Source organism: Verrucosispora sp. ts21, from assembly GCF_002879555.1.
Lineage (GTDB): Bacteria > Actinomycetota > Actinomycetes > Mycobacteriales > Micromonosporaceae > Micromonospora > Micromonospora gifhornensis.
In genome coordinates, this window is the sequence record NZ_PNOZ01000009.1 from 42,257 (window position 1) to 64,701 (window position 22,445).

Annotated in this window: 13 protein-coding genes; 5 read left to right on the plus strand and 8 right to left on the minus strand. The window is 72.1% G+C overall.

The genetic code is table 11. The annotated features are described in order from the left end of the window. Nucleotides 1-14 precede the first annotated feature (14 nt). Complete coding sequence (locus tag C1A38_RS05840) at nt 15-1,151, minus strand: acyl-CoA dehydrogenase family protein (protein WP_102656797.1); 1,137 nt, start codon at nt 1,149-1,151, stop codon at nt 15-17. 221 nt (nt 1,152-1,372) lie between these two features. Here C1A38_RS05840 and C1A38_RS05845 point away from each other — a divergent pair, with 221 nt between their 5' ends. Next, entirely contained in the window at nt 1,373-2,425 is a 1,053-nt protein-coding gene (locus tag C1A38_RS05845) for a class I SAM-dependent methyltransferase (RefSeq protein WP_233196655.1), read from the plus strand. 78 nt (nt 2,426-2,503) lie between these two features. Here C1A38_RS05845 and C1A38_RS05850 read toward each other — a convergent pair whose 3' ends face one another. The 4 genes from C1A38_RS05850 to C1A38_RS05865 all read right to left on the minus strand — a co-directional run bounded on the left by C1A38_RS05850 (nt 2,504) and on the right by C1A38_RS05865 (nt 6,028). Next, entirely contained in the window at nt 2,504-2,791 is a 288-nt protein-coding gene (locus C1A38_RS05850; RefSeq protein ID WP_102656799.1) for a phosphopantetheine-binding protein, read from the minus strand. A 45-nt stretch (nt 2,792-2,836) separates the two neighbouring features. Next, a complete protein-coding gene (locus C1A38_RS05855; RefSeq protein WP_013731191.1) occupies nt 2,837-3,451 on the minus strand; it encodes an NADPH-dependent FMN reductase in 615 nt (204 codons plus the stop codon). Further along, the gene (locus C1A38_RS05860; protein ID WP_102656801.1) at nt 3,448-4,548 is read right to left on the minus strand and encodes an LLM class flavin-dependent oxidoreductase; all 1,101 of its coding nucleotides are present in this window, start codon (nt 4,546-4,548) and stop codon (nt 3,448-3,450) included. The genes C1A38_RS05855 and C1A38_RS05860 overlap by 4 nt, the downstream gene beginning before the upstream one ends. 157 nt (nt 4,549-4,705) lie before the next feature. Continuing rightward, entirely contained in the window at nt 4,706-6,028 is a 1,323-nt protein-coding gene (locus tag C1A38_RS05865) for a condensation domain-containing protein (protein ID WP_233196656.1), read from the minus strand. 60 nt (nt 6,029-6,088) lie between these two features. Between C1A38_RS05865 and C1A38_RS05870 the strand changes: the two genes are divergently transcribed. Together C1A38_RS05870 and C1A38_RS05875 are read left to right on the plus strand one after the other, a co-directional pair. Further along, nucleotides 6,089-7,045 carry a ferritin-like domain-containing protein gene (locus tag C1A38_RS05870; protein ID WP_102656803.1) on the plus strand — a complete coding sequence of 319 codons (957 nt, stop codon included), beginning with the start codon at nt 6,089-6,091 and terminating at the stop codon, nt 7,043-7,045. Between the two features lie 28 nt (nt 7,046-7,073). After that, nucleotides 7,074-8,069, plus strand: coding sequence for a methyltransferase (locus tag C1A38_RS05875; RefSeq protein ID WP_102656804.1), 996 nt, complete (start codon nt 7,074-7,076; stop codon nt 8,067-8,069). A 75-nt stretch (nt 8,070-8,144) separates the two neighbouring features. Here C1A38_RS05875 and C1A38_RS05880 read toward each other — a convergent pair whose 3' ends face one another. The 3 genes from C1A38_RS05880 to C1A38_RS05890 form a co-directional block, all read right to left on the minus strand. After that, nucleotides 8,145-9,350, minus strand: coding sequence for a cytochrome P450 (locus tag C1A38_RS05880; protein ID WP_102656805.1), 1,206 nt, complete (start codon nt 9,348-9,350; stop codon nt 8,145-8,147). 63 nt (nt 9,351-9,413) lie between these two features. Further along, nucleotides 9,414-9,839 (minus strand): VOC family protein, encoded by a 426-nt coding sequence (locus tag C1A38_RS05885; RefSeq protein ID WP_102656806.1) that lies wholly within the window; start codon nt 9,837-9,839, stop codon nt 9,414-9,416. 45 nt (nt 9,840-9,884) lie between these two features. Beyond that, a complete protein-coding gene (locus C1A38_RS05890) occupies nt 9,885-10,613 on the minus strand; it encodes a 4'-phosphopantetheinyl transferase family protein (RefSeq protein WP_102656807.1) in 729 nt (242 codons plus the stop codon). A gap of 153 nt (nt 10,614-10,766) precedes the next feature. Here C1A38_RS05890 and C1A38_RS05895 point away from each other — a divergent pair, with 153 nt between their 5' ends. Together C1A38_RS05895 and C1A38_RS05900 are read left to right on the plus strand one after the other, a co-directional pair. Then, nucleotides 10,767-17,261, plus strand: a complete 6,495-nt coding sequence (locus tag C1A38_RS05895; RefSeq protein ID WP_502696920.1) for an amino acid adenylation domain-containing protein — start codon at nt 10,767-10,769, stop codon at nt 17,259-17,261. Continuing rightward, nucleotides 17,258-22,363: a non-ribosomal peptide synthetase gene (locus tag C1A38_RS05900; protein ID WP_102656808.1), complete on the plus strand. Its 5,106-nt coding sequence runs from the start codon at nt 17,258-17,260 to the stop codon at nt 22,361-22,363. Before C1A38_RS05895 ends, C1A38_RS05900 begins: the two co-directional genes overlap by 4 nt. Nucleotides 22,364-22,445 lie beyond the last annotated feature (82 nt).

Consider the following 22,445-nt stretch of genomic DNA (forward strand, 5'->3'; position numbering starts at 1 on the left):
TCGGGGCCCGCCGGTCACAGTGGGCCGCCGTCACCGCCCTCGCCGACCAGGTGCGCACCGAAGGCCGTGTACGAGTTGCGACTGGCCACGAAGTGCTGACGCGCGGTGTTGGCGTCGCGGAGCCGCCGGGACAGGGGAGACGAGTCGTACACCGCCGTCCCGCCGGCCAGTTCGAAGGCCGCGTCGGTCGCCCGGACCGCCAGCGCGGTCGCCTGCGCGGACGCGGCGCGGACCTGCGCTCGCCGCAACGCCGCATCCGGACCCGAGTACCCGCCCCACTCGTCGCCGGCCTGGTCGTAGAGCAGCGCCCGACCTGCCTGCACCACCATCCGAGCCTCGCCCAGCCGCTCCTGGAAGGCGGTCGAGGAGGCCAGCCGGGTCGCGCTCAGCGCCGGCCGCTTGCCGCCCGCCGCGAGCTCGACGACGTCCCGCAGGGCCGCCTCGGCGATGCCCAGCGCCGCCGCCGCGATGATGAGGCTGGACTGCGCGATGCTCATCGCCGCCCGGGCCGCCTCCGCTGACCCGGGCACCAGCTCCACGGCCCGCTCGGCGGGGCAGTAGCGGCCGGAGACGGCCAGGTCGTGGCTGCCCGTGCCACGCAGGCCCAGGGTGTGCCAGGTGTCGACAACTGTGACGTCGGCAGCGGGCAGCAGCATGATCCGGGTGGCGGGCCGGCCCTCGTCCATGGCGACCGTGCGGCCGCGTACCAGGACGCAGTTGAGGTAGACCCAGGCGGCGCGTTCGCAGCCGGTGACGAACGGCCACTGGCCGGAGATCCGCCATCCCCCGTCCACCTCGGTGGCCCGCCCCTTGGGCGCCACCGCGCCGGCGGCGTAGACGTCCGGGCTGTCGGCGAAGATCTCCGCGACGGTCTTCTTCGGCGCGCAGCCGATGATGAGCTGGGAGAGCGCGACCTGGCCCACCAGCCAGGCCACCGAGGCGTCCGCCGTGCCCAACGTCTCGACGACCCGCAGCGTGTCCGGCACGTTCAGGCCGGTGCCGCCGTACGCCTCGGGGGCGAGCATGCGCAGGCAGCCTGCCGCTCGCAACCCGTCGAGCAGATGGTCCGGGAGGCCCCGGCCCCGCTCGACCTCGTCAGCGTGTGCGGCGATCTCCGGAAGGAGATCACGGACCAGTTGCAGAGTCGTCATGCCGATCCTCGCCCTCCGGTCTGGCGTGCCGGTCCGAGTGCCGGGCCGCGCCTGCTGCAACACCGCAGGCGGCTCGGAAACGACCGATGACCATTCTACTGTCTACATGTATCGTGCAACAGGCAAGGGAGTGTTGTGTGTAAACACTTCATAAGCACAGTTGGGCTGCCCCGGGGAGGTGTCTCATGACGGCGTCTGAGGCGCAGACACACGTGTTTGCGATGAGGATGTGGAAGTCTCTTCTCGCCACGCAGGAGCTGCTGTCGGCGTACCTGGGGGTCAAGCTCGGGTTGTACGAGGCGCTGGCTGCCGCACCGGGACCGATGCGCCCGGACGAGCTTGCCCAGGCCGCCGGCGTCGCCCCCCGGTACGCGCGGGAATGGCTGGAACACCAGGCCGTCTGTGGCGTCGTCGAGACCGATGACGTACGCCTGCCGGCCGAACGCCGCGCGTACCGGCTTCCCGCCGGGCACGCCGCCGTCCTGACGGTGTCGGACGACCCGATGTCGCTGGCCTCCCTCGCCGTACTCCCGCTCGGTGGCATCGCCGCGGCCCTGCCGGAGCTGGTGGCGGCCTACCGCAGCGGTGCGGGCGTGCCCGACGACGTGTTCGGCGTGGACTGGCGGGACGGGCACTCGGGCGCCAACCGGGCCCTGTTCGCCCACCAGCTCGCCGGCTGGATCGCCCAGCAGTTGCCCGACGTGCACGCCCGCCTCGACGCTCCCGGGCGGCGCATCGCCGACGTCGCCTGCGGGACCGGCTGGTCGAGCATCGCGTTGGCGCGGGCGTACCCGCAGGCCGAAGTGACCGGACTGGACCTCGACGGGGCGGCCCTTCAGCAGGCCGAGCGCAACGCCGCCGAGGCGGGCGTCGCCGACCGGGTCCGCTTCGCCTGCCGCGACGCGGCCGACCCACAGCTGGCGGGTGAGTACGACCTGGTGTGCCTCTTCGACGCGCTGCACGAGGTGTCCCAACCGGTCGCCGTGCTCCAGGCGTGCCGGCAGTTGCGTGCCGCCGACGGCGCAGTGCTGCTGATGGACGCGAAGGTCGCGCCGGCCTTCACCGCACCGGGCGACGACGTCGAGCGGTTCCAGTACGGCACGAGCGTGCTGCACTGCCTGCCGGCGAGTCTCACCGGGACGGATTCGACGGGCACCGGCACCGTGTTGCGCCCCGGAAAGGTGCGCGAGCTGGCGTTGCAGGCTGGCTTCTCGGGAATGACGATCCTGGCCGTCAACGACCGCTTCCACCGGCTCTACCGGCTGACCGGCTGACCGGCCTGCGTGGGTCGGTGCGGGGCGGTGCGGGGGCACGAAAACGGGTCCGGGTAACCCCCGGACCCGGATCCGTACTCAGGCGCCGTCACGCTCCTCGAGCCGCTTGACCACCAGGTCCTGCACGGCGCCGACCGTGGTGATCTTGCGGGCGGTGTCCTCGTCGATGGGGTCGAGGTCGAACTCGTCCTCGATGGCGAACGCCACCTCCATCAGGGCCAGCGAGTGGTAGCCCAGGTCCTTGATGAGGTGGGACTCCGCCGTCACTTCGACGCCGTCCTTCGGCGCCATGTCGGAGATGACCGCCGCCACGGTAGCGCGGATCTCCTCCTCGGTACGGCGGGCGGGAGCGGTCTGCTCGGTCATGGTCGATCTCCTCTGTGCTGCTGGCGTGACGGTGGGATGGGTCGCTCAGGAGGCCCGAGCGCCGGTCAGCGGGGGAACACGGGGGGCGGAGAAGCAGTGACGCTGATGGCGTACCACCGCCCCGAGCGTGGGCGCCCAACGGCGCGACCACGTCGCGACGACCTCTGGCACGTCCTCGAACTCGTCTTCGAGGATCGACAGGCACGGCACCGGCGCGGTCGCGCCGAGTTCGGTGAGCAGCGGGCGCAGGTACTGGTCCCCGGCGCCGCGGTGCTTGGCCCAGCCGGCGGTCATCGCGCCGACGGCGACGCAGTCGGCCAGCCCGTCCATCGGAAGCATGTCCAGGAACAGCTTCAGCAGGCCGGTGTAGGTGCCCTTGAAGGTGGGGCTGACGACCACCAGCAGGCCGGGACGGCGGACCAGGCCCAGCGCCCGTTCGATCTCCGGCCCCAACGGCACGCTGCGGCTGGCCCGCTGCGGCAGCGCGGCGCCGATGTCGGCGAGGTCGACGATGTCCGGACCGGCGGTCTCCACGCCCTCGGTGCCGAGGGCGAGCGCCAGCTCCTCCATCAGCCGCAGGGCGATACCGCTGGTACGGGAGCCCGCGCGGGGACTGCCCAGCAACAGTGTCGTCTCCACAAGCGAACTGCGGTCCGTCACGACGCCTCCTGCCCGAGCAGCCCCTGGCGCCGCAGCAGCGGCAGCACACCCTCGGCGAAGTTGTACGCCTCCTCCAGGTGGGGCTGCCCGGAGAGGATGAGATGGTTCATGCCCAGCGCGTGGTACTCCGCGATCCGCTCGGCCACCTGCTCGTGGCTGCCGACCAGCGCGGCACCGGCACCGGGGCGGACCAGGCCGTAACCCGCCCACACGTTCGGATACACCTCCAGATCGTCGGTACGCCCGCCGTGCAGGGCGGCCATCCGGCGTTGCCCCTCCGACTCGGTGCGGCGGAACCGTCGCTGGGCGTCGGCGATCCGGCTGGCGTCCATGCCGTCGAGCAGCCGGCGTGTCACCGCCCAGGCCTCCTGCGCGGTGTCCCGGCTGATCACGTGGAACCGGGTACCGAACTCGACGTGGCGGCCCCGCTCGGCGGCGAGTTCGCCGACCCGGCTGGTGAGACTGGTGAGCCCGTCCGGACGCTCGCCCCAGGCCAGGTAGACGTCGGCGTGCGCGGCGGCCACCCGCTGCGCCGCGGCGGACGAGCCACCCAGCAGGATCGTCGGCCGGACGTCGTGCGGTCGGCTCAGCAGACCGGCCTTGATCTGGTAGTGCTTGCCGTGGAAGTCGAAGGGTTCGCCGCGCCAGGCCTGGTGGAAGACGTCGAGGAACTCCTCGGTGCGGTCGTACCGCTCGTCGTGGTCGAGCCAGTCGCCGTAGCGCCGCTGTTCGTCGGCGTCCCCGCCGGTGACGATGTTGAGCATCAGCCGGCTGCCCGAGAGCCGCTGGAACGTGGCGGCCGACTGGGCGCACACCATCGGCGGCAGCGAACTGGGCCGGCAGGCGATCATGAAGTGCATGTTGCGGGTCTGCTGCGACAGCGCTGCGGACACCAGCCAGGGGTCCTCACAGAACAGACCGGTCGGCACCAGGGCACCGGCGAAGCCGAGGCCGTCGACGGCCTGGGCGACCTGACCTAGGTAGTTCAACTCCGGCTCACGCCGGATGTTCCTGGCCTCGGCCACCCCGTCCGCGCTCTTGGCCACCTCGCGGCCGTCGCCGTGCAATGGCAGGAACCAGTGCAGTCGCAGTGTCATCAACGGTCCCTTCCGCCTCGGGCCGGTCGACCGGCCCCGGATTGACCTGCCATCCCCGTGCGCACTCGTCTTTCCTGCTATCCACGTGCATTTACGAGTATGTTCTGGAAGGTTCTCAGGATGCCTGTGACGCTGTCAATACCGTTGCCCTGACCGGTCACTGTCCCGGCGTCGGCAGCGCCGCCTCCGGACGGTGCGCCGCCGTGGCCGCCACGTCGAGGTAGCCGGCCAGGAAGTCCTGCCCGAGCGCGGGGTCGGCCCATCCACCGGCCCGGAACAACACCGCCTGCACCCGGTGCTCGCCCACCGGGGCCAGGGCCAGCTCGAACGGGAAGCGGCTGCCGATCTCGGTGGGGACCACCAGTTCGAAGCGGGCACCGCCACCGGTCAGGTCATGCCGCATCGGCGACATCACGTTGAACATCACGTCGTCGGCCCGGCCGCCGCCGGTGTCGACCAGGCCCGTCGGCAGCAGGTGAAAGGGCAGATCCTGGTACGCGAACGCGCTGATCACCGCGCCGTGCACGTGGCGTACCAGGTCGGCGAAGCTGGGTTGACGGGCGACCTGGGCGCGCAGCAGCACCATGCCGGCGAGCAGGCCGACGGTGTCGCGTACCTCGGGTCGGGACCGGTTGGCGAACATCGAGGCGACCGCCAGGTCCGGTTGCCCGGTCAGGCGGTACAGCTGGGCGTGGAAGGCGGCCAGCAGCACCGTGAACAGGGTGGTCTTCTCCCGCCTCGCCAGCTCACGCAACCCGGCCACGGTCGCCGCCGGAAGCTCCGCCGCGACGGACCGGACCGCCTGGCTCGCCTGGGTCGCCTGGGTCTCCGCCACCCCGGTCGCTGCGTCTGCGGCCGGGTAGAGCGCGTCGAGTCGGGGGATCTGGCTGCCCTCCAGCTGGCGTCGCCAGTACCGCTGGTAGCGGGCGAGTCGGTCCGAGGCCAGCAGTTCCTGCTGTGCCTGGGCGAAGCGGGACGACTGCCAGCCGGTGGGTGCTTCGACGCCGGGCCCACCGCAGGCGGCGGCGTAGCAGGCGACCAGGTCGCGCAGCAGGATGCCGGTGGACCACGCGTCGGTCACCAGGTGGTGCAGGTTGAGGCAGAACAGGTGCTCGGTCGGGCCGACCCGCCAGACGCCGGCCCGCGCCGGCCACTGCTCCGGGTCGATCGGCGTCTGTAGCTCCCGGGCCAGAGCCGCCTGCGGCGACTCGCCCGTCGGTACGTCGGCCCAGGTCAGCGGCAGTGATCTCGGGGGGTGTACGCGCTGCACGAGACGCGCTCCCCGACCGTGGAAGGTGGTCCGCAGCGCCTCGTGTCGGACCACCAGATGGTCGACCGCCTCCTGCAACGCCCGCTCGTCCAGGTCTCCCACGATGCGGCAGACAACCGGGCAGTTCAACGCACCGAAGTCCGACCGGTAGTGCTTGATCATCCACAGTAGTCGCTGGGAGACCGAGGCTGGTGTGTCGCGTGCTTCCACAGACAGCAGGATAGCTTTTGTCGTTGGCTTTGCGTGTCTGGCGAACTAGTCTTTGCTGCTATGAGCGAGTTGGTGGTGCGTTCGACGCAGGACGCTCGACTCAACTGGAACTACGAGTCTTCCGACAGCCGTACGGAATCGCTCTACCAGCGTGCCAAGCAGGCGCAGTGGAGCGTCGACGAGATCGACTGGCACCTCGACGTACCGTTCGGGGCGCCGTTGCCCGACGACTCCGCCTTCGCCATGGCCGGGTTCGCCGCCTCCCCGCTGGCCGCGCGGGGTCGGCCGGCCTGGGACGAGTTCCGCTGGGAACTCCAGGCCTGGATGGTCAGCCAGTTCCTGCACGGCGAACAGGCGGCCATGGTGGTCGCGGCCCGACTGGTGGAGATCGTCTCGGGGCTGGACAGCAAGCTGTACGCCTCGACCCAGGCGGTGGACGAGGCGCGGCACGTGGAGGTCTTCTCCCGCTACCTGGGCGAGAAGATCCAGCAGCCGTACCCGATCTCCGAACCGCTGGAACTGCTGCTCACCGACATCCTCGAGGACAACCGCTGGGACGTCATCTCGCTGGGCATGCAGATCATGGTCGAGGCGCTGGCGATGGCCGCGTTCCGGCTGGCGCACAGCACCTTCCACGACCCGCTGATCAAGCAGATCACCGGCCTGGTGGCGCGGGACGAGGCCCGGCACGTGTCGTTCGGTGTGCTGTCCCTGCGCGGCCTGTACGACCAGATGACCTCCCGCGAGCGCACCGAGCGGGAGGAGCTGGTGCTGGAGTCCGCGGCCCTGATCCGCCGCCGGTTCCTGCTTGGTGACATCTGGGAACGCATGGAGGTCCCGATGGCCGACGGGCTCGACTTCGCCGCCCGCAACGAGCTGATGGTCGCCTACCGGCAGGCCATCTTCTCCCGGGTGGGCCGGGCACTGGACCAGATCGGACTGATGACCCCCCGGGTACGGGACGGGCTGGTCGGGCTGGACCTGATCCAATTCGTGGAGGGTAGGCGCGGTGGCTGAGCGAACGGGCGTCCGGCAACGGCCGCAGATGGACCTGGCGTCGGTGATGCGGCTGGCGGAGCTGACCGATCTGATCGTGCCGATGACCGTGCGGGCGGTGAGCGACCTGGGCGTCGCCGACCTGCTCGTCGACGGGCCCCGGCCGGTGGCCGAACTCGCCGCCGAGGTCGGTGCGCACGAGCGGTCGCTGTGCCGGGCGCTGCGGGCGTTGGCGGCCAGGGGCATCTTCACGGAGCCGGAGCCGGAGGTGTTCGCGCTGACTCCGCTGGCCCAGCCGCTGCGCAGCGACCACCCGATGTCGATGCGGGCTGTCTACACCCTGCTCGCCTCCGACGTGCAGGCGTGGGCGATGCTGCCGCACAGCCTGCGTACCGGTGAGGCCGCCTTCGACCACGCGCACGGTACGGACTACTGGAGCCACCTGGCCGCGAACCCGGACGAGAGCCGGCGGGTGGACCGCTGGATGCACGCGATCACCCGACTGCACTTGCGTACCGTGCTGCCCTGTCATCCGTGGGGAGAGCTGTCGCACGTGGTCGACGTCGGTGGCGGGGACGGCGGATTCCTCGCCGGCCTGCTCGGGCGGTATCCCGCGATGCGCGGCACGCTGCTGGACCTGCCGCACGTCGTCGCGGCGGCGGACCGGGTGCTCACCGAGGCCGGGGTGCGCGACCGGTGCGAGATCGTGCCCGGCAGCTTCTTCGACGCGCTGCCCGCCGGTGCGGACGCGTACCTGCTCAAGACGGTGCTGCCCGGGTTCGGTGACGACCAGGTGGTGGCGGTGCTGCGCCGGGTCCGCGAGGCGATGCGGCCGGACAGCCGCCTGCTGCTGTTGGAGGCCGTCCTGCCGCCCGGGGACACCTTCGACGTGGCGAAGCTGTACGACGTGCACACGCTTGTGCTCACCGGCGGCACCCACCGCACGGCCGAGGAGACCGCCGCCCTGCTCGACCGGGCCGGGCTGCGGCTGGACACCGTACGACCGACGGCCACGCTCACCATCCTGACCGCGACCCCGGCCTGATCCGTCTTCGCCGGGCCGGACCGTTCTGAACCGGCATCCCGCCGGGCCGTCCGGTCCGGCGGGATGCCAGCAGCGTCAGGCGGGCTTGATGGCCAGTGGCACGTGGGCGAAGGCACGGAACGGGGTGTCGCTCTCCCGGACCAGGTCGCCCGCCTGCTCCACCGAGCGGGTGCGGCGCAGCACCCAGTCGAAGACGACCTGCGCCTCCGTACGGGCCAGGAAGGCGCCCAGGCACAGGTGACCGCCGCCGCCGAAGGTGACGTGCGGGTTCGGGTTGCGGGTGACGTCGAGCGTGCCGGGGTCGTGGAAGACCGCCTCGTCGTGGTTTGCCGAGCCGAGCATGAGCACCAGCACCCGCCCGGCCCGTACGGTGCGCGAGCCGATCGTCACCGGCTCCCGCACCAGCCGGGCGGTGCCCTGGATGGGGGCCTCGAAGCGGAGGAACTCCTCCACCGCACCGGGCACCAGGCCGGGGTCGGAGCGCAGGAGGGCGAACTGGTCCGGTGCCCGCAGCAGCGCGGCGAACCCGTTGGTGATCAGGTGCACGGTCGTCTCGAAGCCGGCGAAGAACGAGAAGACGGTGTTGTCCACGATCTCGTCGTGGCTGAGCCGGTCCCCGTCGTCCTCGGCCTGCAACAGGGTGGAGAGCAGGTCGTCGCCGGGGGCCTTGCGACGCTCGTCGAGCAGCCCGCCGATGTACGCGCGCAGCCACTGGACCGACTCGTGTGCCGCACCTCGGGCCTCGGCGGGGACGATCGCGCTGAACGCGCGTCCGAGTCGCATGGCGTGCAGCCGGACGTCGTCGTGGGCCTCGGGCGGGATGCCCATCAGGGTGGACACCACAAGCACCGGCAACGGGTACGCCAACTCCCGCACCACGTCACAGCTGCCGCTCTCCAGCGCCGGGGCCAGCAGCTCGTCCACGGTCTGCTCGATGTAGCCGCGCATCCGCCGCACCACGGCCGGGGTGAACGCGCCACTCATCAGCCGCCGCAGCCGGACGTGGTCCGGCGGGTCGCGGTAGAGCATGATGCGCTGGAAGAAGTGGCTGGCCGGTCCCGCGCCCACCGACAGATGGTGGTATGCCTCGGGGAACTCGCTGCCGAGCCGGGGGTCGCGCTGCAACGCCACGACATCGGCGTGGCGGGTGACGCCCCAGCTACCGGGGCCGAACCGGCACAGCGGTCCGGCCGCGCGCAGTCGGGCGTAGGTCGGATAGGGATCTTCCAGGACGGCGGGGTCGAGCGCGTCGAACCTGGGCGGCAGACCGGAGGCATCCATGTCTGCCAGTCTTGGCCCGAACCCGCCGCCTGGGCAAGTGTTTACACGTGTTTTTGGTAAACCCTATGCGGAGGCTTCACGAGGCAGGTAGCTGCCGAAGCTCCAGACGTGACCCTCCAGGTCGTACGCCCCGTAGTCGCGCGAGCCGTACGAGGTGTCGTGCAGCTCGTAGACGAGCTTGGCGCCGGCCTGCACCGTCCGCTCGTAGTGCTTGTCGACGTCCGCCGCGTCACCGACGCAGATGTAGATGCCGCCGCTGGTGGCGGGCAGCTCGCGCGGGCTGACCATGCCCAGCGTGTCGTGCGGTCCGCCGCCGCCGAGCTGGATCGTGGAGTTGCCCCAGCTCAACTCGGCGTGCACCACCTTGCCGTCAACCTCGGTGACGTCGAAACGCTCCAGACCGAACGCGTTGACGAGCCAGTCGACGGCAGCCGTCGGGTCCTGGTAGCGGAGGAAGGGGATGACCGGAGAGAACGATCGTTCCGACATGAAGCCTCTTCTCGCGTATGGGGCAGATCCGTGCGGTGTTGTCCATCATAGGTGACTCGCCTCTGCAAGAGGGTCAACGTCACGCTCGACAATCGACAGTGGGCGGCCGAGGGTGGCCAGTGCGGCCCGGTATTCGTCGCCGACGGCCAGGTCGCTCAGATGCACGCTGAGGTGCGGCGGTGGCCGATTTTCCCAGCTCAGCAGGCGTGCGGAGACATCCGGGGCGCTGACCGTGAGGTCGGCCGGTGACAGCACCAGGCCGTCCCCGGTGGCCTTGAGGATCGCCTCCTTGCGGGCCCAGTACCGGATGAACGCGGCGAGTCGCCGCGGCTGCGGCAGGTCGGCAAGCACCCGACGCTCGGCGGGCGAGAGTGCCGAGACGGGAATCCGGTCGCCCCGTAGGGCCACCCGTTCGATGTCCACTCCGCAGACCGTGTCGCGGGCGATCGCCACCAGGATCCGTTCGGCCGAGTGCGACACCGACAGGTGCAGCACGCCTGCGTCGGTGTGCACCTCCAGCCGGCCGTGTGGGCCGGTGCAGTGGCGGCAGGTGGAGGTGAAGACGACCTGGCCGGGCGTGGTGTCGGCGTACCGGGCGGCCAGCAGACGTGCCATCACGCGGCCGGTCACGAAGCGGGTGCGGGCCGCGTCGTGGCCCAGGTGCCGCGCCCGCGCCTGTTCGGCGTCGTCGAGCAGGGTGTGCAGCGGCGCGGGGAGTGGCCCGGCGGGGCAGCGCCAGACCAGGCACTCGCCGCTGTCGAGCCGCTCGCCCACGCCGCTCCCCTCGTTCGCCGGCGCTTTTTGCTCGCCTTCGTGGCGAGCCTTTCCGAGTATTACCGACTATCTCTAGACCCGAGTCGTGAGTCGCTGATAGCTTAGCGCCAGCCGACCGGAGACGTGGTAGAGGCTTACTGAGGAGACGCGACATTGGACGTTGCCGTCGACACCGATCCGACCCTGACCCTCGACCGGATGCGGGAGGACGTCGCGGAGGCCCTCGGCTGCCCGCCGTCGTTGGTGGGGGACGACGACGACCTGCTGATGCTCGGCCTCGACTCGATCGCACTCATGCGGTTGGCCAGCCGCTGGCACAGTCAGGGCGTCCCGGTCACCTTCAGTGAGCTCATCGAGTGGCGCACCCTCGCGCAGTGGTGGGCGCTCATCGAGCAGCGTCACACCGAGGCCCGCCCGGCACCGCTGCCACCGGTGGAGGTGGACGAGTCCGCGCCGTTCGGCCTGGCCACCATGCAGCACGCGTACTGGATCGGTCGGGCCGACGGGCAGCCCCTCGGTGGTGTGGGCGCCCACTTCTACAACGAGTTCGACGGGTCCGGCGTCGACCCGCAGCGGCTCGACGCCGCCGTCCGCGCGGTGCTGCGCCGCCACGGCATGCTCCGGGCCGAGTTCCACGTCGACGGCACCCAGCAGATCCGGCCGGAGAGCCCGTGGCCGGGCCTGACCGTGCACGACCTGCGCGACCTGCCACCGCAGCAGTGCGAGGAGGAGTTGGCGGCGCTGCGGCACCGGCTGTCCCACCGGCGGTTGCGGGTGGAGGAGGCGGAGACCTTCGACATCCAACTCTCTCTGCTGCCCGGCGGCGCCACCCGGGTGCACGTGCACGTCGAGATGCTCGTCGCCGATGCGCACAGCTTCCGGCTCGTCCTGTCGGACCTGGCGGCCTGCTACCGGGATCCGGACCGGCAACTGCCCCCCGTGAACCTCAGCTACCCCGCCTACCTGGCCACCGTCGCCGCCCGCCCGGACGAGGCGCGCGAGCGGGCCCGCGAGTACTGGCGCGAACGGCTGGACACCCTGCCCGGTCCGCCGCAGCTGCCCACCGCCGTGGACCCGGCCACCGTGGCCGGCCACCAGGTGGTCCGCCGCTACCACTGGCTGACCCCGCAGCAGCAGGCGGAGCTGGAACGGCGCTCGGCAGCGGCCGGAGTCACCCTGTCGATGGTGTTCCTCGCCGCGTTCGCCGAGGTGCTGGCCGCGTGGAGCAGCAGCGGCCGATTCGTGCTGAACCTGCCGATGTACGACCGCCGCCCCGTCCATCCCGAGGTCGGCGAGGTCGTCGGCGACTTCACCAACCTGATCCTGCTGGAGCTCGACACCACCGGGCCGGTCGGCTTCGTCGACCTGGTCCGCCGGCATCAGGACCGGCTGCGCAGCGACGCCGCAAACGCCGCGTACAGCGGCGTCGACGTGCTGCGCGACCTGTCCCGCGCCCGCAGCGGCCAACCCGTCGGTGCGCCTGTCGTCTTCACCAGCGCGTTGAGCCTCGGCGAACTCTTCGACGCCGAGGTCCGCAACTGCTTCGGCCGGCCCGGCTGGACCATGTCCCAGACCCCGCAGGTGTGGCTGGACTACCAGATCACCGAGCGCGAGGACGGGCTCTACCTCAACTGGGACGTCGTGGACGAACTGTTCCCCGACGGATTCGTCGACGACATGTTCGCCGCGTACCTGGGGATCGTCGACTGGCTGCTCGACCCGGCCACGGACTGGTCCGGGCGCGCCCCGATCGCGCTGCCCGAACGCACCCGGGCCGCGCGGGCGGCGGCCAACGACACCGCCGGCCCGGTCGACGATCGGCCGCTGCACCACGACGTGTTCGCCCGCGCGGTCCGCGAGCCGGACCGCCCGGCGGTGCTGTCCGCCACCGGCGTGCTCACGTACGCCGAACTCGCGGGCCGGGCGCAGGCGCTGGCCGACGAGCTGACCACCCGCGGCCTGGCTCCCGGCGAGGCCGTCGCCGTCACCCTGCCCAAGGGTCCCGACCAGATCGTCGCGGTGCTCGGCGTGCTGCGGGCCGGCGGTGTGTACGTGCCGATCGGCGTCGACCAGCCCCAGGCCCGGCGCGACCTGATCCGGGCCACCGCCGACGCCCGCTTCACCGTGACCACCGCCGAAGCCGCGCACGACGCCACGACGCTTACCGTCCCCGCCACCGGCGTGCCGGTACGCGCCGAAGCGCCGACGGTCGACGGCGAGCAGGACGCGTACCTGCTGTTCACCTCCGGCTCGACCGGTACGCCGAAGGGGGTGCGGGTGCCCCACCGGGCGGCCCGCAACACCCTCGACGACCTGGTCGAGCGCTTCGCCATCGGCCCGGACGACCGGGTCCTGGCGGTCTCGGCGCTCGACTTCGACCTGTCGGTGTTCGACATGTTCGCCCTGCTCGGCACGGGCGGCGCCGTGGTCACCGTCGACGAGGACACCCGCCGTGACCCGGCCGCCTGGTTGCGTCTGGTGCACGAGCACCGGGTGACGATCTGGCAGTCCGTACCGGCCCTGCTCGACCTGCTGCTGACCCAGGCCGAGGCGGCGGGCGACCGCTCGGTGCCGCTGCGACTGGCGGTGCTCGGCGGCGACCGGGTCGGCCTCGACCTGGCCGGTCGGCTGGCCCGGCTGGCCCCGGACAGCCGGCTGTACGGCCTCGGCGGCACCACCGAGACGGCGATCCACTCCACCGTGCAGGCCGCCCCGGTCGACCCGCCGCCGCACTGGCGGTCGGTGCCCTACGGCGTGCCGCTACGCAACCAGCTCATGCGGGTCGTCGACGAGCACGGCCGGGACCGGCCGGACTGGGTGCCCGGTGAGCTGTGGATCGGTGGCCGCTCGGTGGCCGCCGGCTACGCGGGTGACCCGCAGCGCACCGCCGACCGGTTCGTCGAGCACGACGGGCAGCGCTGGTACCGCACCGGCGACCTGGCCCGGTACTGGCCCGACGGCACTGTGGACTTCCTGGGGCGTACCGACTTCCAGGTCAAGATCCGGGGACATCGGATCGAGCTGGGCGAGATCGAGGCCGCGTTGGAGCGCGACCCGGACGTCTCCCGCGCGGTGGCCCAGGTGGTCGACGGGAGCAGTCTCGCCGCCGCCGTCACCGTCACCCGGGCCGATGCCGACCCGCAGGCGATCCGGCAGCGAGCCGCCGAGCAGCTGCCGCCGTACATGGTGCCGGCCGTGGTGGTGGTCCTCGACGCGTTCCCGCTGTCGGCGAACGGCAAGATCGACCGTTCCCGGCTGCCCGAACTGGTCGCCACCCGGCCCACCGCCGCGGGCACCCCGCCGCGCGGCGAGGTGGAGATCGCCGTCGCCGCCCTCTGGTCGGAGCTGCTCGGCGTGCCCGAGGTGCACCGGGAGGACAACTTCTTCGCCCTCGGCGGCGACAGCCTGGTCGCCACCCGGCTGCTGGCCCGGCTGCGCGAGACCGGCATCACCGGCGCCGAACTGCGCCACCTGTTCCACGCCCGCGACCTGGCCGAATTCGCGGTACGGCTGCGCAACAAGGGAGCGACCGCCCAGCGGCGCGAGCTGAGCGCCGACCTGGTGCACCGGCACGACCCGTTCCCGCCGACCGACGTGCAGCGCGCGTACTGGATGGGGCGTACCGACGACTTCGCGCTCGGCGGGGTCGGCTCCCACTGGTACTGGGAGTTCGACGGCGGGGACGTCGACCTCGACCGGCTGAACCGCGCGGTCAACATGCTCATCGCCCGACACGAGATGCTCCGCGCCGTCTTCGACGACAACGGCGACCAGCGCATCCTGCCCGAGGTGCCGCCGTTCACCATCACCGTCCACGAGGGACCGGAGCACCTGGAGACGCTGCGCGAACAGCTGTCCCACCGTATCCCGGACCCGTCCCGCTGGCCGCTCATCGACATCCAGGCCGTACGGCACCCCGGCGGCACCCGCGTCGCGTTCAGCTTCGACTACATCGTGCTTGACGCGCTGAGCATCGTCATCTTCTTCTCCGAGCTGTCCACCCTCTACCGCGACCCGGCCACCGAGCTGCGCCCGCTCGGGGTGTCGTTCCGCGACTACGTGCTCGGCGCGACACCGCCGCCGGAGGCGATCGAGCGGGCCGGAGCGTACTGGCGTGGACGGCTTGACGACATTGCGCCGGCCCCCGCGCTGCCGCTGGCCGTCGACCCGGAAACCCTTGTCGCTCCGAGGTTCGTCCGCCGCGAGCGCAGCCTCACCCCGCAGCAGTGGACGGCGATCACCCACCGGGCCCGCGAGCACCGGCTCACCCCGGCCGCGGTGCTCGCCACCGCGTACGCCGAGGTGCTCAGCGCGTACAGCGGGCAGGACGCGCTGACGCTGAACCTGACCATGTTCCAGCGCCACGACGTGCACCCGGACATCGGCGCGATCCTCGGCGACTTCACCTCGCTGGTGCTCGTCGGCTATCGGGGTGCGGCGCAGCAGCCGTGGCGGGAGACCGCGCAGCAGCTCCAGCAGGACATGTGGGACGGGCTGGAGCACAACGACGTCTCCGCGCTGTGGGTGCTGCGGGAGTTGGCGCGCCGACGCAACAGCGGCACGGTCAGCATGCCGATCGTGTTCACCAGCGCCCTCGGTGTGGCCGCCGACCTGGTCAACATGCGGTTCCCGTTCGGGGAGTTGACCTGGGGCATCTCGCAGACTCCGCAGGTGTGGCTGGACAACCAGGTGATGGAACGCGACGGCGGGCTGACCTTCAACTGGGACAGCGTCGACGAACTGTTCCCCGACGGACTGCTCGACGCCATGTTCGACGCGTACCACCGGTTGTTGTGCTGGCTCGCCGACGGCGAGTGGGACCGGCCGCTGCCGGACCTGCTGCCGCCGGGGCAGCGCGCGATCCGGGCCGCCGTCAACGCCACCGAGGCCCCGGCACCCGACCACACCCTGCACGGGCCGTTCTTCGCCCGGGCCGCCCGCGACCCCGACCGGCTCGCGGTCGCCCACGGCGAGACCTCGATCAGCTACGGCGAGCTGGCCACCCAGGCGCTGCGGATCGCCGGTGCGTTGCTGCGCGCCGGGGTGGAACCGGGTGACGCGGTGGCCGTCACCGTGCCACGCGGCCCGGACCAGGTCGCCGCGGTGCTCGGTGTGCTGGCCGCCGGCGCGTCGTACGTGCCGGTCAGCGTCGACCAGCCCGCCGCCCGCCGCGACCGGATCTACACCAAGGCGCAGGTGACCGCCGTGGTCGGGAGGCCCGGCGCGCATCAGCTGCCGACGGTCGCCGCCGACGTGGACACGCCGCCGCTGCGGGGGCCGGTGACGGTCGCCGCGGACGCGCTGGCGTACACGATCTTCACCTCCGGCTCGACCGGCGAGCCCAAGGGAGTGGAGATCACCCACCGGGCCGCTGTCAACACGGTGACCGACATCAACTCCCGGTACGACGTCGGACCGGACGACCGGGTGCTGGCGGTCTCCGCGCTGGACTTCGACCTGTCCGTCTACGACATCTTCGGGCTGCTGACCGCCGGTGGGGCGCTCGTCGTGCTGGCCGAGGAGGAGCGCCGGGAGGCGCGCCGCTGGGCGCAACTGGCCCACCGCTGGGACGTGACGGTCTGGAACTCGGTGCCCGCGCTGCTGGACATGCTGCTGGTGGCGGCGGGCGACCACCCGCCGGCCGGCCTGCGACTGGCCCTGCTCTCCGGTGACTGGATCGGGCTGGACCTGCCGGGTCGACTGGCGCAGGTCGCGCCGCACGCCCGGTTCGTCGCCCTCGGCGGGGCCACCGAGGCCGCGATCTGGTCGAACGCCTGCGAGGTCGAGGCGGTGCCGGAGCACTGGCGTTCCATCCCGTACGGCCGTCCGCTGCGCAATCAGCGTTACCGGGTGACCGACCCGCGTGGTCGGGACTGCCCGGACTGGGTGCCGGGGGAGCTGCGGATCGGCGGCGCCGGGGTGGCGTTGGGCTACCGCAACGCCCCCGACCTGACCGCCCGGCAGTTCTCCGTCGACGACGAGGGCTGCCGCTGGTACCGCACCGGGGACCTGGGCCGGTACTGGCCGGACGGGACGCTTGAGTTCCTCGGCCGGGTCGACTTCCAGGTCAAGGTGCGTGGGCACCGCATCGAACTGGGCGAGATCGAGGCCGCCGCCGAAGCCCACCCGCAGGTCGGGCGGGCGGTGGCGATGGTCGTCGGCCAGGCACCGAGCCAGCACATCGGCCTCGCCGTCGTACCCGCCACCGGGGGTACCGAACCGGACCTGGCTGGCTGGCTGACCGAGCGGCTGCCCGCGTACATGGTGCCCGAGTACGTCGTGACGATGGATCGGTTGCCGTTGACCGCCAACGGCAAGGTCGACCGTCAACGGCTCGGAACGCTGCTGCGCGCCGATCCGCTGGACGACGCGGCCGAGCCGCCCAAGGGGCCCACCGAGGAGAGCCTCGCCGCGCTCTGGTCGCAGCTGCTCGACCAGCCGGTGGACGACCGCCGGCACAGCTTCTTCGCCCTGGGCGGGGACAGCCTGCTGGCCACCCGCCTGCTGGAGGCGCTGCGCCAACGGTTCGGCGTGGACATGACATTGCGACAACTGTTCGCCGTACCCGTGCTCGCCCAGCTCGCGGCCGCTGTCGACGAGCAGCTCCGCGCGTCGGCCGACGACGACGTCGAGGAAGGTGTCATATGAGCAACGACCCCCGCATCCCCGTCGAGCGGCTGGTCACCGACCTCGAACAGGCCGGACTGCGGCTGTGGGCCGAGGACGGCGCGCTGAAGTTCCGCGCGCCCGCCGGCTTCATGACCGACGAGCGGCGCGCCCTGCTGCGGGCCCGCCGGGACGAGATCCTCGACCACCTGGCCAACGGCCGGATGCCGCGCGTCGTGCCGGACACCGACCACCGCCACGACCCGTTCCCGGTCACCGAGGTGCAGTCGGCGTACCTGCTGGGTCGCGGTTCCACATTCGCCTACGGCGGCGTCGCCTGCCACGGCTATGGCGAGCTGCACTACCCGGATCTGGACCCGGAGCGGATGACCCGCGCCTGGCAGACGCTCATCGCCCGGCACGACATGCTCCGCGCGGTGATCGACATCGACGGCTCACAGCGGGTGCTGCCGCAGGTCGAGGAGTACCAGGTCGGGGTCCGCGACGTGCGCGGGCACGACCGCGACGAGTTCGACCGGGCGGTGGCGCAGGTACGCGCCGAGATGGACCACCGGGTGTTCCGGCCCGACGTCTGGCCGCTGTTCGAGGCGCGGGTGACCCGTGGTGACGACGAGGCCGTCCTGCACGTCTCGGTGGACTTCCTCATCGCCGACTTCGTCAGCATCCAGATCATCCTCAACGAGCTGCACCACCTCTACCACGACGCCGGGCCGCTGCCCGAGCTGGAGATCGGCTTCCGGGACTACCTGCTGGCCGAGCGGAACTGGACGGCGAGCCGTCGGGAGGCCGACCGCGACTACTGGCTGCGTCGGGTGGACGAGCTGCCGCCCGGCCCGGAGCTGCCGCTGACCAGCCGCGCCCGGCAGACCGAGGGCCGGTTCCGTCGGCTGGCCACCACCCTGGAACCCGAGCTGTGGGAAGGGCTGCGCAAGCACGCCGGCCAGCACGACGTCAGCCCGTCCGGCGCGGTGCTCGCCGCGTACGCGCACGTCATCGCCGCGTGGAGCCGCCGTCCCACGTTCACCCTGAACGTCACGCTGCTCAACCGGCTGCCGCTGCACCCGCAGGTGCCCGCCGTGGTCGGTGACTTCACCGGCGTGGAGCTGCTCGCCGTCGACCAGAGCGGGGCGGACAGCTTCGACCGCTGGGCGCGGGGCGTGCAGGCCCAGCTCTGGCAGGACATGGACCACCGGGCGTTCTCCGGCATCGAGGTGATGCGGGAGATCACCCGCCGTCGCGGTGCCGACGCGGCACTGTTCCCGGTCGTCTTCACAAGCGCGATCGGTCTCGGCGAGGCAGGTGCCACCGAGTCGGTGTCCCAGGGGCGGCTCGGTTACGGCATCAGCCAGACCCCGCAGGTCGTCATCGACTGCCAGAACTCCGAGCGTGACGGTGGACTGTCGACCAACTGGGACGTCCGCGAGGGAGTCCTGCCCGACGGGGTGGCCGACGACATGTTCGCCGCCTTCGAGGATCTGTTGCGGGAACTCGCCACCGACGACCAGGCGTGGCAGCGGCCCCCGTCGAGCCTGCTGCCGCAGCGGCAGCGCGAACGCCGCGAGGAGGTCAACGCCACCGCAGCCCCGCTGACCCGGGCTCGGCTGCACGACGCGGTCTTCGCCCAGGCCCGGCGTACGCCGGACGCTCCGGCTGTCATCCACGGCACCACCACGCTCAGCTACGCCGACCTGGTCGCCCGGGCCACCGGCGTCGCCAACCGGCTCGTCGAGTCCGGCTGCGCACCCGGCGATCTCGTCGGGGTGACCCTGGAACGCGGCCCGGAGCAGGTCGTGGCCGTCCTCGGCGCGCTGCTCGCGGGCACGGTGTACGTGCCGGTGGACACCGTGCAGCCCGCCGCCCGCCGCGAGACCATCCTCACCGGTGCGGGTGTCCGGCACGTGCTGACCTCGCGGGAACTGGCCGCCGGCTCCTGGCCGGTCGAGGTGATGGCCGTGGCGTTGGACGACGTGCCGCCGGCCGATCCGCCCGCCGAACCGGGCGGGGCGCGGCCCGAGGACCTGGCGTACGTCATCCACACCTCGGGCTCCACCGGCACGCCGAAGGGCGTGATGATCACTCACGAGGCGGCGTTGAACACCGTCCTCGACATCAACTCCCGGTTCGCCGTCGGCGCGCAGGACCGGGTGCTGGGCCTGTCCCAGCTCGGTTTCGACCTGTCGGTGTACGACATCTTCGGCCCCCTCTCCGTCGGCGGTGCCCTGGTCATCCCGGACGCCGAGCGGCGCGCGGACCCGTCGCACTGGGCCGACCTGGTGGCCGCCCACGGGGTGACGGTGTGGAACTCCGTCCCCGCCCAGCTCCAGATGCTCTCCGGTTACCTCGGGGTGGCCGGCACCGCGCTGCCCACCCTGCGGCTGGCGATGCTCTCCGGCGACTGGATCCCGGTGGCCCTGCCCGACCAGATCCGTGCCCAGGTGCCCGGTCTGCAGGTGATGAGCCTGGGTGGGGCGACCGAGGCGTCCATCTGGTCGATCCACTACCCGATCGGCACGGTCGGCGAGGACTGGGCCAGCATCCCGTACGGTCGGCCGCTGGCCAACCAGACCTTCCACGTTCTCGACCCGCTGCTGCGGCCCTGCCCCGACTGGGTCACCGGCGAGCTGTACATCGGCGGGTTCGGCCTGGCGCGTGGTTACCTGAACGACCCGGAGCGCACGGCGGAACGGTTCATCGTGCACCCGGTCACCGGGGAACGGCTCTACCGCACCGGCGACCTGGGCCGGTACCTGCCCGACGGCGACATCGAGTTCCTCGGCCGGGAGGACCACCAGGTCAAGATCCGCGGTCACCGGATCGAGCTGGCCGAGATCGAGACGGCCCTGCAGAGCCACCCCGACGTCGCCGCGGCGGCGGTGCTTGTCGCGGGCGATCAGCCGTTGGAGCGTACGCTCGTCGCCTTCGCACAGCCCGCCACCGCGACGCCGCCCGCCGAGGACGTGGCCGAGCTGGCCACGGTCGCGGCCCGGGCCGGCGACGCCGCGCTCGACGGCGTCGACCCGGACCGTTACCTGGAGTACGCCCACCGCCTCGACCAGGTGGCCCTGCCGGCCATGGTGGACACCTTCCGCCGCGCGGGACTCTTCGCCACCCTCGACGACCGGCACACCGCCGCCGAGATCGTGGCCGCCACCGAGGCCGCGCCCCGGCACCACCGGCTGCTGCGTCGCTGGCTCGCCGCCCTGGTCACCGAGGGCCTGCTGGCCGTCGACGGCGACCACTACCGGCTGACCGCCGAGGTGGCACCGGACGCGCTCGACGTGGCGTGGGCGGCAGTGGACGCGGCGGCGCTGCCCGGCGAGGAACGCCTGCTCGACTACTTCCGGGGCAGCATCCGGCATCTGCCCGCGCTGCTGCGCGGCGACGAGGACCCGCTCAAGCTGCTCTTCCCCGAGGGCCGGCTGGACGTCTCCCAGCAGCTCTACGAGGAGGCGGTCTTCAACCGCTGGGCCAACCGGGCCGCCGGTGCCGTGGTGGCCGAACTCGGCAGCCGTCGCCGGCACCCCGGCCCGCTGCGCGTGCTGGAGGTCGGCGCGGGTGGTGGCGGCACCACCGCGGCGGTGCTCGACGCGCTCGCCGGGCAGGAGATCGACTACCTCTGCACCGACCTGTCGCCCTACTTCGTGGGGCAGTCGCAGGCCCGTTTCGCCGAGGTGCCCGGTGTCCGGTTCGGCCTGTACGACCTGGACGCCGACCCGACCGAGCAGGGTCTCGCGCCCAACTCCTTCGACCTGGTCGTCGCCGGGGACGTGCTGCACGCCACCGCCGACGTCGACCGGGTCCTGGACCAGCTGCGCGGGCTGCTCGCTCCCGGCGGCTGGCTGGTCGCCCTGGAGATGACCCGGGACCACTACCAGATCATGACGTCGCTGGAGCTGCTGGTCCGGCTCGACGACGCCACCGGCGACTTCACCGACGACCGCGCCGGAACCGGGACCGTCTTCCTGGCCCGCGACCGGTGGCGGGACATCCTCGACCGGGCCGGTGCCGACCTCGACGTCTGCCTGCCGGCCGAGGACACCTTCGTCGGGCGGATGGGCATGTGCGTGCTCGCCGCCCGGTTCAAGGCCGACCGCGCGCCCGTGCACCCCCGAGGGCTCACCGATCACCTGCGCGCCCGGCTGCCCGAGTACATGGTGCCCGGCACCCTGGAGATCCTCGACGAGCTGCCGGTCACCGACAACGGCAAGATCGACCGCCGGTCCCTCGCCGGGCGGCTGGGCCGCCGGCAGAGCGGGACGCAGGCCGGGCTGCCCGGCGCGGCACCCGAGACCGACCTCGAACGGGATCTCGTCGCGATGTGGAGCGAGGCCCTGGGCACTCCCGTCGGCCGCGACGGCAACCTCTTCGAGCTGGGCGGGGACTCGCTGGTCGCCGCCCAACTGGCCGGACGGATCATCGAGGAACTGCCGCTGGCCCGTACCCTCTTCTTCGACGAGGTGCTGCGCAACCTGCTCGAACTGGCCACCGTCGCCCGGCTCGCGCAGTGGCTGACCACCGCCGCCGAGGCGGGCGAACAGCTGCCGGAGGCGGGCCGGCAGGGGCCGACCGAACTGCTCGTCGCCGTGCACGCCGAGGGTGCCGGCGTACCCCGGATCTTCCTGCCCGACGAGTCGGGATCGACCGACGGGGTGGCCCCGCTCGCGTCGGCGCTGCGGCCGGCCGCACCCGCCTGGGCACTCACCGGCGCGGGGCTGGCACTGCTGCCCTCGGTGGACAACGCCGCCGCCGCGTACGCCCAGGCGGTCGTCGACGCCGACCTGGCCCAGGTGGAACTGCTCGCCCACGGAGCGATGGCGGTCCTCGCCGTCGAGGTGGCCCGCAACCTCACCGAACGCGGGGTGCTCGTCGAAGGGCTGCGGCTGCTGGCGGGTCACCGGCCCGCACCCGGGGACGACCCGGTGCGCGACGCCCTCGCCCGGCACGAGCCGTCCATCTACGCCGGGGACATCACGCTCGTACAGCCGGCGCAGGATGCGGAGATCGAGTTCTGGGAGGACCTCTGCCTCGGCAGCCTCGACGTGGTCGACACGGACCTGTCGGCTGACCAACTGCGCTGGTCGGCCGAGCCCGCCGTACTGACCGCCGTGCTGGGTCCGGCGTGATGGGCTGCCCCTTCTGCTCCGGGCCAGGACGAGTCCCGGTCGTCGCCCGGGCCGGGTCGCCGGAGGTCTCCCCCGCCCGGGC

Bases quoted from the DNA above. Each gene is read 5' to 3' on its own strand.
- C1A38_RS05850 (WP_102656799.1), bottom strand. From the start codon at position 2,791: ATGACCGAGCAGACCGCTCCCGCCCGCCGTACCGAGGAGGAGATCCGC.
- C1A38_RS05870 (WP_102656803.1), top strand. From the start codon at position 6,089: ATGAGCGAGTTGGTGGTGCGTTCGACGCAGGACGCTCGACTCAACTGG.
- C1A38_RS05845 (WP_233196655.1), top strand. From the start codon at position 1,373: ATGAGGATGTGGAAGTCTCTTCTCGCCACGCAGGAGCTGCTGTCGGCG.
- C1A38_RS05875 (WP_102656804.1), top strand. From the start codon at position 7,074: ATGGACCTGGCGTCGGTGATGCGGCTGGCGGAGCTGACCGATCTGATC.
- C1A38_RS05860 (WP_102656801.1), bottom strand. From the start codon at position 4,548: ATGACACTGCGACTGCACTGGTTCCTGCCATTGCACGGCGACGGCCGC.
- C1A38_RS05900 (WP_102656808.1), top strand. From the start codon at position 17,258: ATGAGCAACGACCCCCGCATCCCCGTCGAGCGGCTGGTCACCGACCTC.
- C1A38_RS05880 (WP_102656805.1), bottom strand. From the start codon at position 9,350: ATGGATGCCTCCGGTCTGCCGCCCAGGTTCGACGCGCTCGACCCCGCC.
- C1A38_RS05840 (WP_102656797.1), bottom strand. From the start codon at position 1,151: ATGACGACTCTGCAACTGGTCCGTGATCTCCTTCCGGAGATCGCCGCA.
- C1A38_RS05885 (WP_102656806.1), bottom strand. From the start codon at position 9,839: ATGTCGGAACGATCGTTCTCTCCGGTCATCCCCTTCCTCCGCTACCAG.